The 17,168-nt window shown below is 31.1% G+C and carries 20 protein-coding genes; 8 read left to right on the top strand and 12 right to left on the bottom strand.

Going from position 1 to position 17,168, the window contains the following annotated elements:
- Positions 1-138: 138 nt before the first annotated feature.
- Entirely contained in the window at positions 139-1,398 is a 1,260-nt protein-coding gene (locus SM9_RS02765) for a tRNA(Ile)(2)-agmatinylcytidine synthase (RefSeq protein ID WP_058738684.1), read from the bottom strand.
- Positions 1,399-1,472: 74 nt separating this feature from the next.
- Between SM9_RS02765 and SM9_RS02760 the strand changes: the two genes are divergently transcribed.
- Together SM9_RS02760 and SM9_RS02755 are read left to right on the top strand one after the other, a co-directional pair.
- On the top strand, positions 1,473-2,405 hold the full coding sequence (locus tag SM9_RS02760; protein WP_058738683.1) for a transcriptional regulator: 933 nt from the start codon (positions 1,473-1,475) through the stop codon (positions 2,403-2,405).
- 4 nt (positions 2,406-2,409) lie between these two features.
- On the top strand, positions 2,410-2,796 hold the full coding sequence (locus SM9_RS02755; protein WP_058738682.1) for a hypothetical protein: 387 nt from the start codon (positions 2,410-2,412) through the stop codon (positions 2,794-2,796).
- Here SM9_RS02755 and SM9_RS02750 read toward each other — a convergent pair.
- A complete protein-coding gene (locus tag SM9_RS02750; protein ID WP_232299164.1) occupies positions 2,793-3,611 on the bottom strand; it encodes an aldo-keto reductase family protein in 819 nt (272 codons plus the stop codon). The two genes, SM9_RS02755 and SM9_RS02750, sit on opposite strands and share 4 nt — an antisense overlap.
- On the bottom strand, positions 3,598-3,936 hold the full coding sequence (locus SM9_RS02745) for a heavy metal-binding domain-containing protein (RefSeq protein ID WP_058738681.1): 339 nt from the start codon (positions 3,934-3,936) through the stop codon (positions 3,598-3,600). The genes SM9_RS02750 and SM9_RS02745 overlap by 14 nt, the downstream gene beginning before the upstream one ends.
- A gap of 110 nt (positions 3,937-4,046) precedes the next feature.
- Between SM9_RS02745 and serA the strand changes: the two genes are divergently transcribed.
- Together serA and SM9_RS02735 are read left to right on the top strand one after the other, a co-directional pair.
- Positions 4,047-5,621 carry a phosphoglycerate dehydrogenase gene (serA, locus tag SM9_RS02740; protein ID WP_058738680.1) on the top strand — a complete coding sequence of 525 codons (1,575 nt, stop codon included), beginning with the start codon at positions 4,047-4,049 and terminating at the stop codon, positions 5,619-5,621.
- 288 nt (positions 5,622-5,909) lie between these two features.
- Positions 5,910-7,406, top strand: coding sequence for a transposase (locus SM9_RS02735; RefSeq protein WP_058738679.1), 1,497 nt, complete (start codon positions 5,910-5,912; stop codon positions 7,404-7,406).
- A gap of 59 nt (positions 7,407-7,465) precedes the next feature.
- On the opposite strand, the gene SM9_RS02730 is transcribed toward SM9_RS02735, so the two are convergent.
- The 4 genes from SM9_RS02730 to SM9_RS02715 are packed head-to-tail and all read right to left on the bottom strand — an operon-like array spanning position 7,466 to position 10,127.
- The gene (locus SM9_RS02730; RefSeq protein ID WP_058738678.1) at positions 7,466-8,167 is read right to left on the bottom strand and encodes a Mov34/MPN/PAD-1 family protein; all 702 of its coding nucleotides are present in this window, start codon (positions 8,165-8,167) and stop codon (positions 7,466-7,468) included.
- A gap of 9 nt (positions 8,168-8,176) precedes the next feature.
- On the bottom strand, positions 8,177-8,887 hold the full coding sequence (locus SM9_RS02725) for a tRNA(His) guanylyltransferase Thg1 family protein (protein ID WP_058738677.1): 711 nt from the start codon (positions 8,885-8,887) through the stop codon (positions 8,177-8,179).
- Positions 8,887-9,651: an aspartate dehydrogenase gene (locus tag SM9_RS02720; protein WP_058738676.1), complete on the bottom strand. Its 765-nt coding sequence runs from the start codon at positions 9,649-9,651 to the stop codon at positions 8,887-8,889. Before SM9_RS02720 ends, SM9_RS02725 begins: the two co-directional genes overlap by 1 nt.
- A gap of 50 nt (positions 9,652-9,701) precedes the next feature.
- The gene (locus SM9_RS02715; RefSeq protein ID WP_058738675.1) at positions 9,702-10,127 is read right to left on the bottom strand and encodes a PRC-barrel domain-containing protein; all 426 of its coding nucleotides are present in this window, start codon (positions 10,125-10,127) and stop codon (positions 9,702-9,704) included.
- Positions 10,128-10,344: 217 nt separating this feature from the next.
- On the opposite strand from SM9_RS02715, the gene SM9_RS02710 reads away from it, so the two are divergent.
- Positions 10,345-11,067 (top strand): tRNA-binding protein, encoded by a 723-nt coding sequence (locus tag SM9_RS02710; protein ID WP_058738674.1) that lies wholly within the window; start codon positions 10,345-10,347, stop codon positions 11,065-11,067.
- 32 nt (positions 11,068-11,099) lie between these two features.
- Here SM9_RS02710 and SM9_RS02705 read toward each other — a convergent pair whose 3' ends face one another.
- Positions 11,100-12,512, bottom strand: a complete 1,413-nt coding sequence (locus SM9_RS02705) for a lactaldehyde dehydrogenase (RefSeq protein WP_058738673.1) — start codon at positions 12,510-12,512, stop codon at positions 11,100-11,102.
- Between the two features lie 51 nt (positions 12,513-12,563).
- Here SM9_RS02705 and SM9_RS02700 point away from each other — a divergent pair, with 51 nt between their 5' ends.
- Positions 12,564-13,130 carry a TMEM175 family protein gene (locus SM9_RS02700; protein WP_058738672.1) on the top strand — a complete coding sequence of 189 codons (567 nt, stop codon included), beginning with the start codon at positions 12,564-12,566 and terminating at the stop codon, positions 13,128-13,130.
- Positions 13,127-13,693 (top strand): TMEM175 family protein, encoded by a 567-nt coding sequence (locus tag SM9_RS02695; RefSeq protein ID WP_058738671.1) that lies wholly within the window; start codon positions 13,127-13,129, stop codon positions 13,691-13,693. The genes SM9_RS02700 and SM9_RS02695 overlap by 4 nt, the downstream gene beginning before the upstream one ends.
- Here the strand turns inward: SM9_RS02695 and SM9_RS02690 are convergent.
- The 4 genes from SM9_RS02690 to SM9_RS02675 form a co-directional block, all read right to left on the bottom strand.
- Entirely contained in the window at positions 13,686-13,868 is a 183-nt protein-coding gene (locus SM9_RS02690; protein WP_058738670.1) for a class III signal peptide-containing protein, read from the bottom strand. The two genes, SM9_RS02695 and SM9_RS02690, sit on opposite strands and share 8 nt — an antisense overlap.
- Positions 13,869-13,975: 107 nt before the next feature.
- Positions 13,976-14,902, bottom strand: coding sequence for a type II secretion system F family protein (locus SM9_RS02685; RefSeq protein WP_058738669.1), 927 nt, complete (start codon positions 14,900-14,902; stop codon positions 13,976-13,978).
- Between the two features lie 117 nt (positions 14,903-15,019).
- The gene (locus tag SM9_RS02680; RefSeq protein WP_058738668.1) at positions 15,020-15,358 is read right to left on the bottom strand and encodes a heavy metal-binding domain-containing protein; all 339 of its coding nucleotides are present in this window, start codon (positions 15,356-15,358) and stop codon (positions 15,020-15,022) included.
- Positions 15,359-15,462: 104 nt separating this feature from the next.
- Complete coding sequence (locus SM9_RS02675) at positions 15,463-16,470, bottom strand: M24 family metallopeptidase (RefSeq protein ID WP_058738667.1); 1,008 nt, start codon at positions 16,468-16,470, stop codon at positions 15,463-15,465.
- Between the two features lie 52 nt (positions 16,471-16,522).
- Between SM9_RS02675 and SM9_RS02670 the strand changes: the two genes are divergently transcribed.
- Positions 16,523-17,167: a site-2 protease family protein gene (locus tag SM9_RS02670; RefSeq protein ID WP_058738666.1), complete on the top strand. Its 645-nt coding sequence runs from the start codon at positions 16,523-16,525 to the stop codon at positions 17,165-17,167.
- Position 17,168 lies beyond the last annotated feature (1 nt).

Below are 17,168 nucleotides of genomic sequence, written 5' to 3'. Positions count from 1 at the left end.
TTGAAAGTTAAAAATTCATCAAATACGAATAAAAATAGGAAATTTTCATCAAATTAATTCCTAAAAAGTGAAAAAAATTAAAGGATTAATCATCAATAATTTTTAAAAATAAAAGAATAAAAATCAATTAAATAAAAATTACATTCTACAAAGAGGTTTTGATAAATGTCTGCGGGCACTAACCGGAGTTTCGTAAAATTCACCATTATTCAATGAACGTTCAATTTTTATCATCACTTTTTGTGAAGATTTAATTTTATTTCCACATTTTTTACATTTGAAACCCTTATTCTTTCCTGCGGAGGTCATCCTTTTTCCACATTCACAAATTGGATTTTTATACTCAACATCATTTAATTCTATGACCTGGAATTTTTCAATGTTGAATGTATTATGCTCACCGATTCCACCATAAAACTTTATTATATCACCGGAACGTAAAAGAGAAACAGTTTTTCTAAAGTTTTTAGTCGGTTCATAAGCACCGCATTCGATTTCACCACTTTTATCGAAAATTGTGAAAAACATGTGTCCTCCATCGATGACATGAGGATTATCCTTTACGGTAGCAGTGATTTCATAACATCCAAACTGATTCATCTGAGAAATATTATCTGCCTTTTGAATATGCATGTCAGTATGCTGATTGGTTAAAAAAATACAATAATCTTCAATCGGTTCAGATACTTTTACAATTTCAAGTACTTTATCCAAAACTGAAACATTATTTGATCTGACACCATATAAAACCGGACAAGGAGTTTTAGGTTCAATAGCGATATAATTTTCAGAATAATCAACATTTTCAAAAGTATCCGGATAAGTTTCCTTATCCATTTTAATTACGGAATCATAATCAATTTGGCGTTTGGTTCCATAATTTTCAGGAACCCTATAAGTGAGCAATTCATAGGTATAATCATCTAAAGGCAAGCTAATAGCTGCAATAGAGCCAATAATGCCCCTACCTTTTTTAAATTTATGAATTTCACATCCAATAGACTTGCCAAATTCTTCAGCCTCATCTATAGTTATAAATGAATAAATAGCCCTAAATGCATAATCTTCCATTTCCTTTGTAATTTCGCCATCATAAAAAATCACACCAGGATTAGTATTGTCACAGTCAAACATGGAAAGTTTGGACACTTCATCCAAGACAATTTTCTTTGCTAGAGATGCTTTTTCATCATTAATAATCTTAAATGATACTCCACCATTACCCCTAGTTTTGAAACGGGCAAAAGGATTTAGTCTTATTAGACGAGGATAATCAACAAGATCAATCCCATTGTCTTTTAATTTTTTGATAATGTGACATGCCAAATAAGTTGTACACATGCCGTCCGGAGAATCAGTATCATCAATCCCAATATATAAATAATTAATTCTAATCACCTTTACTACATTAAATTATTTTAACAAAAAGTAATATATAATTTTTTAAACAAAGTAGAAATGGTTGTATCAATATGTTAACTCGAAGTAGAATGTTGCAAGAAATAGAAAGATTGTTAGTATCTGAGGGATATAAAACATCAGATATCTATGACCAAGGTTCTTTTGATATTGTTGCTCGTAAAAACTTACTGATTTTACTTTTAAAAACATTTGTTAATATTGATAGTGTGAATGAGAAAAATGCTCATGAAATGAAACAGTTAGCCAACATATTCTTAGCATCACCAATAATAGTTGGAGCAAAATCAAGGAACGGTCTTTTGGAAGAAGGAGTAATCTATGAAAGATACGATATTCCAACAATAGGGCTTGAAACTCTAAAAAATATGATTTTGTACAAAGAATATCCTGAAATATTGGCTGATAGAGGGGGATACTTTGTTAAAATTGACGGAAATGTTATTAAACAATACCGAGAAGAGTATTCACTTTCACTTAAAGACCTTGCAGATTTGGCCCATGTTTCTAGAGCTACAATGTATAAATATGAAAATGAAATAGTTAGGGCGAATGCTGAAACCGCTATGATACTGGAAGAAATATTGAATACAAAAGTCACTCTTGATATCGATATATTAAAATACAACCCCGAAGATCAAATTCAATTTCAAACAACTGGTGAAGGAACTGAAGATTTATCAAAACTCGGATATGGAGTTGTTTCTACTAGCAAAAGTCCATTCGATGCAGTTGCAAAAGATAAAAATTCCTCATTGATAGCAAATGTCGAAAAAAATAGAAGTCAGAAAACTTTAAAAAGAATGGCGGTTCCATTAAAAGACTTATCAATGATTACTTCATCCGAACCGGTATTCATTATAAACAACGACAAAATTAAAGAATCTCTGGGAACAATTCCAGTAATCAAATCCTGGGAATTGAAAGAATTTGAACGTTCACAAGAATTATTAAAACTTATTAAAGAAAGAAAGGAAAATCAGTGATAATATGGAAGATTTAAGAATTCCTGATATGGAAAATTATCCAATTAAATGGGTCTGTAATTTTAGAGGTCAGAAAGCTATCGGAATATGTGGCTATTCACAAAAAATAGCAATGTTTGCATCCGATGAAAGAGTATCTAGAATTTTAGAGGATATTGTAATCGGAACACATGAGGATTTGGAAGGCTACGGATGTGAAGAAAAAGACAGATGCTGCAATTTTGATTGCAAATACTGCGAAATAACACCAAGACAATATCTGCAGATTACTGGGAAAAAACCATCAAATAAAAATGTAAAAGATTTAAATGAAGGATTAAAAAGTTTAAATGAAGAATTTAAAATAATGAATATTGTTCCTTTCGAAGAATATGATGTTATTAAATTCTAAAGACCTTTTAAAACTTCCATATCTTTTTTTATTTCATCAACACTAGCCACACCAAATGTCATCAAATCAACAAAATCCAAAGAATTAAGAAAAGTGAAACCCTCCTGCGGCGTTTGAATGCCAACGCTTAAAACACGGCAGGCAATTATTTTTTTGTTTAAATCCAAAATTTTTTGTCTGAACTCCTCTCTTTGTGCCTTTAAAAATGAAGGAGTATCCATCATATAAGCAAAACTGTTTAAAGGAATCATATAAAAATCAAATAAATCCATATCAATATTATCTTTAAGCAGATCTGTTGTACGATAAGGAAATGCGGTTACAATACCTGATAATGAACCGATATCATTAATATGTGTTAAGATTTTTGAAGTCAAATTCCATTTATAAGCATCAGTAATGAACTCATCAACTAGCATTACTGGAGTATCATAAGCAGAAAATAATTCAATATCCTCTTCCCAGTCAACTTCACATGCAACATCATAATTAGGATTTAAATAATCAACATCAGATTTGCCAATGGTTGCAATTACCTTCATGTCACAACCATTATCACATGCCAAATCAAAAGCTTTTAAAATATTCTTATCATTAACCAGATTAATTGCTCCTGCACCACAATCATTAGCCTTTAGAATAATTTCAGCCATTTTTTCAGGCTGTGTGTACAAATCCTCATAGTATAACCTGGCCCTATGGCCATAATAAGGTTCTGCCATAAACGGACCATAACCCAGAATAGTCTCAGGAATTGATTTATCTTTAAAATCTAAATTTTTATCAAAAATAATACCGCCCCTATTCCTTTTCAACTACAACAGCAGTTCCATAAGCTAAAATTTCCTGCATGACCTGAGATATTTCATTCGAATCGAAGCGGATAGTTACAATTGCATTTGCGCCTAATTCTTTTGCATGTTCAATTACCCTATTTAAAGCTTCATCACGAGATTCTTCCATCATTGTCACATATTGTTTGATTTCTCCACCAAATAGGGATTTTACACTAGCACCAATTTGTCCACCGGCACCCCTACTTCTTACAGTTAAACCATATACAAAACCTTTAGTTTCAATAATCCTATAACCCGGAATTTCATTAGCACTTGAAATTGGAAATTCATCAACAGAAACCATAATTTTCACCTTTATATAATTAATTAATTATAATTTTAAATATAAAGAGATATATATATTTAGTTAGTATTAATGATAATATTTAAAAAATTATATAATATGGTGAAATAATGAAAGTACTCGTTGCAGATGCAATTAATGAGAAAGGAATAGAAAATTTAAAGGAAGTAGCTGATGTTACTGTAGATACCAGCATTACTCCAGAAGATTTAGTCAAAACCATCAAGGAATATGATGGAATTATTGTAAGAAGTAGAACAAAAGTTACAAAAGAAGTAATTGCTAATGCAGATAATTTAAAAATTATCGCAAGAGCAGGTGTTGGAGTGGACAACATCGATTTAGATGCCGCTACTGAAAAAGGTATCATGGTAGTCAACTCACCAGAATCAACTTCCATTACTGTAGCTGAACATACCATGGGATTATTACTTTCCATGGCCCGTAAATTATCAATTGCAGACAAATCTGTAAAAGAAGGAAAATGGGAAAAGAAAAGATTCATGGGAGTCGAACTTAGAAACAAAACTCTTGGTGTAATCGGAATGGGAAGAATCGGTTCACAAGTAGTTAACAGATGTAAAGCATTTGAAATGGATGCAGTCGCATACGACCCATATTTACCAGAAGAAGTAGCTACACAAATGGGTGTGGAATTAACAGATTTAGAAACCGTACTTAAAAAAGCAGATTTCATTACAATTCACGTACCTTTAACTCCCGAAACCAAACATTTAATTTCACATGATGAATTTGAATTAATGAAAGACTCCGCATTTATTACAAATTGTGCACGTGGAGGAATCATTGATGAAGATGCATTATATGATGCATTGAAAAATGAAAAGATTGGTGGAGCAGCTTTAGACGTATATGAAGAAGAACCACCTGCAGAAGATTCAAAATTATTTGAATTAGACAACATTGTATTAACTCCACATATTGCAGCATCAACCCAAGAAGCTCAAAGAGATGCGGCAATTATTGTTGCTGATGAAATCATAGAATTATTCAAAGGCGGAACTCCTAAAAATGTTTTAAACATGCCAAGAATTGACAATAAAACTTATCAAGAATTATCCCCCTACTTTGAAATCTGTGAAAAATTAGGTAGTTTCATTTCACAAGCAGTGAATGGTAAAATCAAAGATTTGGAAATTGTTTACAGTGGAGAACTCTCAAAAATAGATAACTTAGAAATTTTAACAAGAACAGTTATTCAGGGTGTTGTTAATCCGTTCTTGAGCTCACCAGTAAATACAGTTAATGCATCACTTGTTGCTAAAGACCGTGGAATTAACATAACCGAAGGCAGAAAAACTAACGCAAAAGGTTATGATTCATTAATCAGAGTAAAAGCAAAAACTGAAAATGATGAATTCTCTGCTGAAGGAACAACATTACATGAAGCAAGAATATTAAAAGTTAATGATTATTGGGTCGATGTTATCCCTGAAGGACACATGTTTATTGCAAAATATGAAGATGTTCCTGGAAGTATCGGATCAATCGGTACAAAATTAGGAGAATACGGCGTCAATATCGGAATTATGCAAGTTGGAAGAGACGAAAAAGGTGGAAGAGCAATTATGATTTTAACTCTCGATAAAGAAATTCCAACTGATGTAATCAAAGAAATTCAAGCTTTAAAAAATGTATATGAAGCTATTGGATTAGAATTATAAAAAACAATTTCACCATATTGTTTTTTATTTTTATTTTTTAACGGGTGTCCACCAAAATTAATTTTTGAATTTTGTGCAAAAAAATTTTAACATTATTTTATACTATTTTTTAAATATTTTAATTCATTATTCTTAAATTTTAATTTTATATATTAAATTTTTGTTTTATTTGTTTTTAATTAATTATGAGTTTTTGTTTTGGATTTAACTGTTTTTTAAATAGTTAAGTTTATATACTTTGTTATACATATTTTATATTAGGTATAAGTTATTTTGGTGTTGTTGTTTATGGTTAAAAGAAAATTTGACAAGAATCAAACGAAATTAGGCATTAGTACATTAGATTGGAATGTTCCGAAGGATCATATTTCTCGTTTTGTCGGTGATTTTATTGAAGATGTTTTTCCTCTTTTGGAAATTGATGAACCTAAGAAAAAGAAAAGAAGAGAGCCTTTACCTCTAGATTCAATGTTAAAATTGCTTGTTTATGCTAAAATCCAGCATATTGATAGAACATCCATAATTGCGGACATGGCAAGGTACCATGATATTTTTAGGTTCGTTTGTGACGATATTAGACCATCTGAACGTTCAATTCAAAGGTATCGAAGAGAATACGGTCGTTATTTCGAAGTATTATTACAAATGACATTGAAAAAGGCATTTGATGAAGGTTTTACGGAATTTAATCACGTTGCTATTGATGGAACCATCAAAAAAGCATATAATTCCAACAACAACACAATCTCCAAAAAAGAAACCAAAATATTAGTTGATTACTACGAAGGACGCCCAGTTAGTCCTGAAAGCCTTGAAAAACTCCATAAACCTGCCCAAAGAATATTGGAAAAAAAGGACATGAGTGATGAAGATAAATTAGAACTATTGTATGGAATAGAAACACAATTCACATTCACAGGACAAGATAGAATACCAGTAAACGATATTGAAGCACGTTTTATGAAAGGAAAGAAAGGAAATTACATGGTTGCCTACAATATCCAATCTGCAGTCGATTACGACACCAAACTAATCTGCGCAATAAACGTCACACAAAGCCCAACAGACCATTATGAACTACCAGCAATCGCTAAAAAAGCAATACAAAACGTAAACACCAAACCAAAATACATAAGCGCAGATACAATATATTTAAATCAAATATCACTATCATACCTAGCAGATGAAAAAATAGAAGGATTAATACCAACAAGAAAACAATCAAAAGAAAAAATAGGAAAATTAAACGAAAATCCATACCATAAAGACCACTTTGAATACGATTATGAACAAGATGCATTTAAATGCCCAGAAAACCAATACTTACATTTCTACGCGAAATACACAGAACCACACAAAGATTCAAAAAAACCAGTCAAAGTAAAAAGGATATACAACAATTACAATGCATGTAAAAACTGTAATGCACGAACAAAATGCTGTGCATCCTCACAAACACACAAAACAATCACAGAATACGGTTCAGAATTACAAAAAGCAATGAACCACAAAATGGAAAAACAAAAATATAAAGACGAATACGCAAAAAGATCAAGCGTTGAAGGACCATTCGGAATATTCAAAGAACAATTCCAAATAGAAAAAGAAGTAGTCGTCGGAATGATAAAAACAGAAGAAAGAATAAACCTAGATGCATTAGCATACAATCTAATCAGATTATACAACATAAAACAAGAAATAGAAAATACAACGGAAGATTTAGAAGATTTCTGTGAAAGTACATCCATTAAAAATCAATTACAACTCACAGCAACCATATTCTAAAAAAAATAGGGTTCAAAACTAAAATTTAATTTTGGCGGACACCCTAACCATCAAAAAAACTATTTTTTATGAATCTTTTTAATGTTGCCGTTTTCATCAAATTCTATTTTAAGAGAAGAATCATTTGTAATGAATATCGGTTCTAATGAATTATTAGAAATTATCTTAAGATTGTTTTTAGGTTTTTGTCTTTTTTCATATTCTTCATATGCAGTATTTGGATCATCATCAAAGTTTGCATCCTCATCAAAGAATCCTGGCTTAATAACTTCACCTTCTTTTAAAACATCACTTTCATCAAAGAAATCATCAATGTCATCATCGAACATGCTGCTGTAATCACCTACAGTGTATTTACAAGGATTACCATATTTATCATAAGATTTGAAAGTATCATAGCTATATGGCAAACATACTATCATGTGAAAAACCCCATGTTTTGAAAAAGTTTTTAAATCAGCACCAGAAGGTTGAGCGCTAGGACCTGGATGTGAATGAACAGAACCCCAATACTTCATGGTTGGAGGCAACATTTCTGTGTGAACAACAGCACCAGTAGCACCTGTTTCACCAGGAATAAAAATAAGACTATTAATATAAAGTTTCTTATCGATGATTTCCCCATCAAAAAATGATAAAAACTCATTTGGATAAGATTTTTTAGCATAATAAATTACAGCGTCAAGAACTTCCCTATCAACACATATTTCATCAAATTCCTCATCACCATCACTGCTAAATATCCTTGATAAAAAACCCACCAAATCACCTCAAAAAAGACTGTTAAAGAAATCTTTTGAAAAAATCGGAAGATTACAATCAACATGAACAAAACTACGATATGAGATTTGTTCTTTTGATTCTTTTTTATTGAATCCAATCACTTCCTTATTTTTCCTATATACACCTATACCTCTTTTTTTCCATGTTTCAACATCATTCAAATTTAAACCGTTTTGAAACAATAATTCATGAATATCCGATAATCCTAAACCATTAATCTTTTGATTTGCTTCATCAGAAGAGTATTTGGACTTTAAAAAATGAATTCCATATCCATTAACACAGTTTCTCCAAGCCTCATCCTGCCTCCATTTGAAGTAATCATAAACATCATCATTAATGGGAATAACCCTTGAATCAAAAGCAACTGGCTTGGAAAACTTTTTATCATAGTTTAATGTAAATGAAGATGAAGCGAAACTGGCAAAAACAGAATTTATTTTCTCAACACGACCATTAAAAGGAACTTTATCTAAAAGAACACTGATTTCATCAGAAAAAGTATAAATAAAAAGTGGTGAAAACTCTTCAAACAGTTCCTTTGAAACATTCACCATTACATTATAAAAAGCATCATCATATGGCTTTACAAGTTCCATCTTTTTTGCAAATGAATGAAAACTTCTACCATCTAACCGAACAATGATTTTAGAATTAACAGGAACTCTCAAATCAGAGAAAATTTCATATTCTTTCATTATAATCCAACAGATATAGTTTCATCAAAACTTTTAAGCAATTTAATTGCAGAAATTGCAGCCAGCATACTGGTCTTTGGATTAGCTGCACACGGATGATTCATAGTGATTGTTTTAAACTCACCAAAATCTCCTTTTGCAGTAATTTCATGAACATTACGGTCAACATTCGGATCAACAATGATTTTAACATCAATGTCACGATTACATGCCATGCTGATTGTTGCTGCTACATTAATATTTAATGGAAATTCTTTCACCGCCTGTGAAGCCTTACCCTCAAATAATATTTCTTCAGTACCAATATCTTTACCCAAAGATTTTGGGGATTTACGAGTAACTAATGTAACCTCTTTTAAACCGAAATCTGCAACAGCCTTAATACCATCCAATCCAACAATAGCACCGGAAGGCAAATGAATGTGCGCATCATTTTCACGAGCAATATTTAATACTTTAGTGTAAAAGCCAGTATCCATAAAAGCCCCAATACTCATAACAATCATATCAATTCCTTTTTCCAATACTTTAGGAGCCAATAGTTTAACAGAATCCGGAGAAGCACATTCCAATACTAAATCAACATCATCAAGCATCGCATCAAAATCAAGAACAGCAACACCCCCAGCAAAGGTAGCTAAATTTTCTGCTCTTTCCACATCTTTATCATAAAAGTATTTAATTTCAATATTATTGTCTTCAGGAACTATTCTACTTGCAATAATATTAGCAATAGCTCCACAGCCTATAATTCCTACATTCATTAAAATCACTGCAAAAAAATAATTAAATAAAAAAAGTTGAAAGATTGAAATTATAATCTTTCAGAGCCAAAATTAGGTTTATCTTCAAATTGTGGTTGAGTTTCAGGTTTTGGAGGTTGTTGTGGAGCATGATTTGGAGCAACTGTGTCAGGCATAGGTGGTTCAGGATTAACTTTTTTAATATCTCTTGGATTGATTAACATAATGTCTCCAATTGCTTGTACTTTATCAAAATCAACGGTTAATAAATCCTGTTGGAAAGACCTTGCACCAACATTTTCTTCAGGAATTCCTTGAAAAGCACCTTTAATATTATCAAGTAAACCAATTTGTTTTCTTTCTGGTTCGACTGCCCTAACTTGTAATTTTGAAATAGTTCCTAATCTAATATTTAAAACAATGTCTTCTACTTGACCTACATAATGACCAGTGTTTGTATATATACTTAAATTACGTAAATTTGAAACTTCTACCATTATAACACCACAGATTAATTAATAATTAATATAATTAAATAAATATGTATAACTTTATATTATTTGTTTATATAAATAGTTTGTGATTTAAAAGCTAATTACAATTAAAAAACTAGCGAATTATTATAAAATACATTTATTAGATAGAAAAAATTAATAAAACTTATAAAACTTCGAGTCAAATATTATATTAATTATATTTTAAGGAGATTAAACATTGTGGGATACAACGAAAGATTATAGAATTTTAGTAGCAAATAAGGCAAGAGAAAATTATTTGAATCTTATTCCAACTGCATCATTTAGAGGAAATTGGAATAAGAAACTTGCTGTTGAAACAGGAAAACAAATGAATAGTGATTTTCAATCATTACTTTATTCTTATCTTGAAGGAGAAGACCTCGTCAACTCACCAGATGTTGCGAGTTTAACTGAAAAAACAGAAAAGATTGTAGAGTGCTTAGGTGGAGAAGGTTGGAATAAAACATTTTTAAATGGAGCACCTAAAGAAGAACGAGAAAAAACTGCAGAAAACATTGCAAAAGTAAGATTCTTTATTGATACATTATTAGGCCTTAAAGACCGCTTAGCACTTGGACCTATTAACGACCCGATTATTGGAATTGATATTAAAGTCGGAGAGGTAATGAGTGTTACAAAACATCCAAAAGCAGATTCTCTAATGATATGTAACGTCAATTTAGGTAAGCGTGCAATTACAGTTGTTACCAACGATTTGAATGTGAAAGAAGAAAATCGTGTAGGTGTCTCATTATTACCTCCACAAAGCTTTATGGATACTGTAAGTGAAGGAATGTTTTTAGGAATGGATGGAAGTATCCTAAAAGAAGTTGATGGTGAACTTGGTGGAATGCCTAAAGGAATTCCTATGGAATCATTAAACGAAACACGCAATTTAGTAGAAGCTTATCTTGATTAAGCTTCGAAAAATTAAAAAAAAGATAGTGAAAACTATCTTAAATTCAACCCTATCAATTTTGTTTTTGTCATTTCTTCAACAGCATATTTTATTCCTTCTTTTCCACAGCCACTATTTTTAAATCCACCAAAAGGCATATTATCTGTTCTGAAAGTGGATTGTTTATTTATAAATACTGTTCCTGCCTCAATTTCATTTGCACAACGCATAGCATTCATATAATTTTCCGTAAATACACCCGCCTGAAGACCGTATTCAGTTGCATTTGCAATTTGAATTGCCTCATCCACTGTCTTAACTTTGATTAAAGGGGCTACAGGACCAAATGTTTCATTAACAACCAAATCCATATCAGGAGTTACTTTGTCAATTACTGTAGCTTCATAGAATGCACCATTTCTTTTTCCACCAGTCAAAATTTCCGCACCGGCATTAACAGCATTATTTACTGTTTCTTCAACTTGCATAGCTGCTTTTTCACTGATTAATGTTCCAAGCTGGGTTGATTTATCCATTGGATTTCCCATCTTAATTTTTGAAGTTTCTTCAACCAATCTAGTCTTGAATTTATTATAAATTCCTTCCTGAACAATGATTCTTTTAACACCCATACATACTTGACCCGCATTTAAATATGCTCCATTTATTACTCCTTTTACCGCAGCATCAACATTTGCATCATCCAAAACAACCAGAGGATCATTTCCACCAAGTTCCAGAGTTACTTTTTTCATTCCTGCTCTTTGAGCTATCAATAAACCTGTGAGAACACTTCCAGTAAATGAAATTTTATCAATTTTATCTGATGCAACCAATGCATCACCTACTTCAGAGCCATATCCTGTTATTACGTTAATTACTCCATCAGGAAACTCCTCATTTACAAGCTCGGCAAATTTCATGACTGTCAGTGGTGCATTTGTTGGAGGTTTAATGATAACTGTATTTTTAGCTGCGATTGCAGGTGCAATTTTATGAATAGTTAAATTTAATGGATAATTAAATGGAGTTATTGCTGCAACTACCCCCAACGGCAATTTTTGAGTGAATGCGAAAAATCCTTTCCCATTTAACCCCGCATCCAAAGGTACAGACTCACCATAGATTCTTTTAGCTTCTTCAGCCGCAAGCTTTAATGTTTCAACAGATCTGTCCAGTTCCACATAAGATTCATTTATTGGCTTTCCAACTTCTTTTGTCAATAATTCTGCAAAATCATCACGATTTTCTTTTAATTTATCACATACATTAAACAGTTTATTTGAAATTTTAAAAGCAGACATTTCTTGTAAAAATTTTTTAGCATTATTTGCTGCTTCAATAGCTTTATCAACATTATTTAAATGAGAAATTGGAACCGTATCTATTACTTCACCAGTGTAAGGATTTATTACATCTTCCCTATCCATGTCGTTTACATATTCACCATCAATTAGCATATCCATTTTATCACCTTTATTTTAACTATTTATATTTTAAAATTAAAATATTATCATATGGAAACCGACAGATTCGAAACATTTTTTGATGCGATAATAGCAATCATAATGACTGTTTTAGTGTTAAAAATATCCCAACCTGCAGAACCAACATTATCTGCAATATGGGCTTTGAGAGTATCTTATCTGGCTTATTTAATAAGTTTTTTAACATTATTCAATATATGGTATAATAACCACAACCTTTTCAAAAAAGTAAATAATATTGACAATACTGCAGTATGGATTTTTGGAATCATGACATTTATTATTTCATTAGTGCCATATTTCACAATATGGGTGGCACGAAATGTTAATTCAATTGCTGCAGAAACAATGTTTGGATTGTTATTTATTATAACAAATATTCTTTACATATTATCTGTCAAAGCAATTTACAGAAGCAATCCATACAATAAAGAACTGCAAGAAACAAATTCAAAAATATACTATCAGATTTCCCCACTATTCATAATTATAATAGGTTTTATATTAACATACACAGTTTATAGACCAGGAATCTACATTTCATGCTTACTTTCCATAATATTCTGGATAATTATTGGATGGAGGTCAGGACAATGAATAGCGAAAGGTTCGAAGCGTTGATTGATGCGATTTTAGCTATCATATTAACTATTATAGTCCTGGAAATACCTATGGCGGCTGATGGAAGCTGGCAAGCATTATTTGAAATTCATCTTGAATTTATAATTTATGCTTTAAGTTTTTTAGTCATTTTTAATTTCTGGAATTATAACAACAACCTATTCAGCATTGTAAATAAGGTAAGTCGTGAAGTCATTTGGTTAACTGCATTATCTTTATTTGTTTTATCATTGCTTCCGTATTTAACAATATTTGTCGCAGAAAACTTCAATTCATTTATCGCGCATGCAGCATATGGCCTTGACTTTGTAACAACTGCAATAATATCAATATTCATTGCCGAAGCCCTTAAAAGATCAGACAAAGGAAATATTGCTTTGCAAGTTGCTTTTAAAGACAATAAATCATTATATTGCATGCTAGCATTAATGCTTATTGGTTATATCCTAGGTTATTTCGTTTACCCTCCTGCAATAACATTATTCTGTTTAATTTCAATACCTTCCTTATGGATTATTGGCAAATATGCATTTAGGTAAAAAGTTCAGAAATTTCTTCTAATTTATTATTTAACTCAGCAGTTTCCCTGGATTGGATTTCACCACCCAAATCATTAATGTAATTCTTGTACATATAAACTGCAAGCAATACCACCACCATAATACCACCAAATAATAAAATTAATTCTGCCGAAGCTTGAGCATTATTATCCATTTAATCACCATTATAAATTATAATAAAAAGAAAAATATAAGTTTTTGCTTATTTTAGATACAATATAACCTCTTTAGATAAAAATTGGCCTAAAAAAGTAATATTAATTAAAATCCTCCAGTAAGCATTACACTGCCAAAATTAGATATAAAATAAAATATTACATAAGCCACCACAACAATAGGTACAGAAAACTTAATGCCTTTCCTAAAACTTCCATACATGATAACGCTTATAATCATCCCAACCAAAAAAGAATGGATAATTAAATAAAATTGTCCTGCAAGAGGCGCAATAGCTACCAAATCAGTTACCTGACCGAAACTTTCCATGAATCCGGAATAGACACTAACCATACCCAAAGCAAATGGAGTTGCAATAACAGCAGAAATGATTAAAAACATGACTGCCATCATAACTGAAGATTTTCTCTCACGTTTGATTGCAAGCAGCTCCCTCAAATCATCAGAAACATTCATGATTACATCAGCCATGCTGGATCCACTTTTACGGCCATCAAGAATTATGATAAAAATTCTTTCAAGTTCCCGAGACTTCAATCTCTTGCTCATTGCAATCCATGACTCATCAAAATTTCTTCCCATCCTTATTTCCAAGATTGCCCTACGCATTTCATCGTAAAGAGGTCCTTTACCGTATTTAGATATGTCTTCCATTGCATTTTCGAAACTCAGACCCACCTTTAACATCGAAGACAACTGCCTTAAGAAATCCGGGGCTGACTGTTCGATTTCCGCCACATTTTTTTCATGTTTTACAGAAACATATGTATAAACTGCTGGAAAAATTAAAAAAGGCGCAAATAATAAAGATGATGGCAGATTAAATATAAAAGAAATAGTTACTAGAACAGTTTCAGTAACAATGATGAAAATTATTATTCCCGCTAAAAATTCAGATGCTTCGGTAAAAATAGACCCGCTAAGTAAAAATTCCCTTAAAGATAATAAAAATTTTTCAGGAATTTGATTTTCTAAAATTTCAGATATTACAATTATACTTTTAAATTTCATAGATTTATTATTAATTTTAAAGTATATAAAACCCTAGTTATGAGTTAAATCAAAATTATTTGGTTATTATAAGATTATTAATGAATAAAAAAAATAGTTAAAAATAGGAATATAATCCTATTCTCTTTCAACAATAACTGCTGTACCGTATACCAAAATTTCTTGCATTACATCAGAAATTTCATTTGAATCAAATCTGATAGCAACAATAGCATTAGCGCCCAATTCCTTTGCATGTTGAATTGCCCTATTTAATGCTTCATCTCTTGATTCTTCCATCATAGTAACATATTGAGTGATTTCACCACCAAATATGGATTTGATACCGGCACCAAATTGTCCTCCAACACCCCTACTTCTAACAGTTAATCCGTAGATAAAACCTTTTGTTTCAACAATTCGAAATCCTGGAATATTGTTTGCAGTTGATATTGGAAACTCATTTACAGAAACCATAATTTTACATCCCATAAATTAAATATTTTACATAGTTATATTTAACATGACATTATATTTAAATAAAAAGAAATAATGTATAAAAATTACATTTTAATGAATAATCATAATTCAATAGGCAAATCTCCGATAATTTTAGCGTTATTACCAATAGCTACCGTATCCTCCAAACGAACTCCAAATTCCCCTTCCAAATAAATTCCAGGTTCTACCGTTATCACCATACCTTTTTCAATAATTGTATCATCACGGGCATTGAATGTTGGAGTTTCATGAATATCCAAACCCAAACTATGGCCAGTTGAGTGAATAAACTTATCACCATATCCATATTCCTTAATAATATCTCTTGAAACTTTATCTATTTCACAGCATTTAAGTCCAGGTTTTATAGCTTTAATGGCCTTGTCATGAGATTCGCGAACAATATCCAATATTTCCTGTTCCTTTTCGTTGTAAACAATAGTTCTTGTATTATCCGAACAATAGCCATTATATTTTGCACCCCAATCAACCAATATTGGTGTTTCTAAAGTTTTAGATTGAGGAATTGCATGAGGAAGACTTGTATTAGACCCGCTTACAAGAATTGTATCAAATGATTCGCCTGATGCTCCATTTTCAATCATTAATCGAACCAGATCAAATGCCAAAACATCTTCTGTTTCTTTCCTATTGGCAACATCCAACTCTTTAAAAGCTGTTTGTGCAATTTGTGTTGCTTTTTTAATATTTTCAATTTCTGAGGATGATTTAATCATTCTTTGTTTATCAACATAATTTTTAGATTCTATCTTGAAATCATCCTTAAATTTTTCATAATTGCTATAAACAAGGCTAGGTTCAATGGCCAAGTTTCTGATGCCCTCTTTTTTCAATTCCTCAATCATAGTTTCAAATTTTTCATATTGTTTAACCTCAATTGAAGAATCCCTATTTGCAATTTCCATATCCATTTGTGAAGCATAAATAATAGGATTTTCTTTTATTACACAAAAAGCAAAGCTAGTCGGCTTATAATTAGAAATATACTCCACATTAGTAAATTGAGTAAGTAAATAAGCTTGAATATTATCTTTTTCCATATCATTTAAAATATTTTTTATATGCATATTTAATTATTTAGAAAAAACTTTTATATATAGAATTAGATATTTAAAAAGTATGTTTAAAGTAACCGCAAGTGAATTAAGAGATTTGATTATTGCATTTATTTTTATTTCACTGAGTTTTTCAATTCTTTACTCAGGCCGTAATGTAAACTTACTAATGAGCATTCTTCCTATCGTGATGATCGGATTAGGTTTAGGTTTTATATTACACGAATTAGGACATAAATTTACTTCAATGCATTATGGATATTGGGCTGAATTTAAATTATGGCCTACAGGATTAATATTTGCTTTAATATCCTCATTTTTCGGTTTCGTATTTGCAGCGCCAGGAGCTGTATATACCTATGCTGGACATAACTTAGACGATAAAACAAATGGAATAATCTCAATTGCAGGACCTGTTGTAAATATTGTGCTTGCATTAGTATTTCTGCTAATTGGTGCAGCCATCTACGGCCCAGCACATTATAATGCTACAATGCAATATATATTCATCGTATGTACATTAGGTTTTTCAACAAACAGTTATTTGGCTGTTTTTAATTTAATTCCTATATGGAATTTAGACGGATCTAAAGTTTTAGCATGGAATATTATTGTATGGATTATTACAATTGCTATTGCAGGAGTTATGACATACTTATCTATGACAATGGGTGCTGAAAATATAATTAGAATGATTTTAGGATTATAAA

Origin of the sequence: Methanobrevibacter millerae (genome assembly GCF_001477655.1) — an archaeon.
Classification (GTDB): Archaea; Methanobacteriota; Methanobacteria; order Methanobacteriales; family Methanobacteriaceae; genus Methanocatella; species Methanocatella millerae_A.
This window is presented reverse-complemented; position numbering and strand designations above follow the sequence as displayed.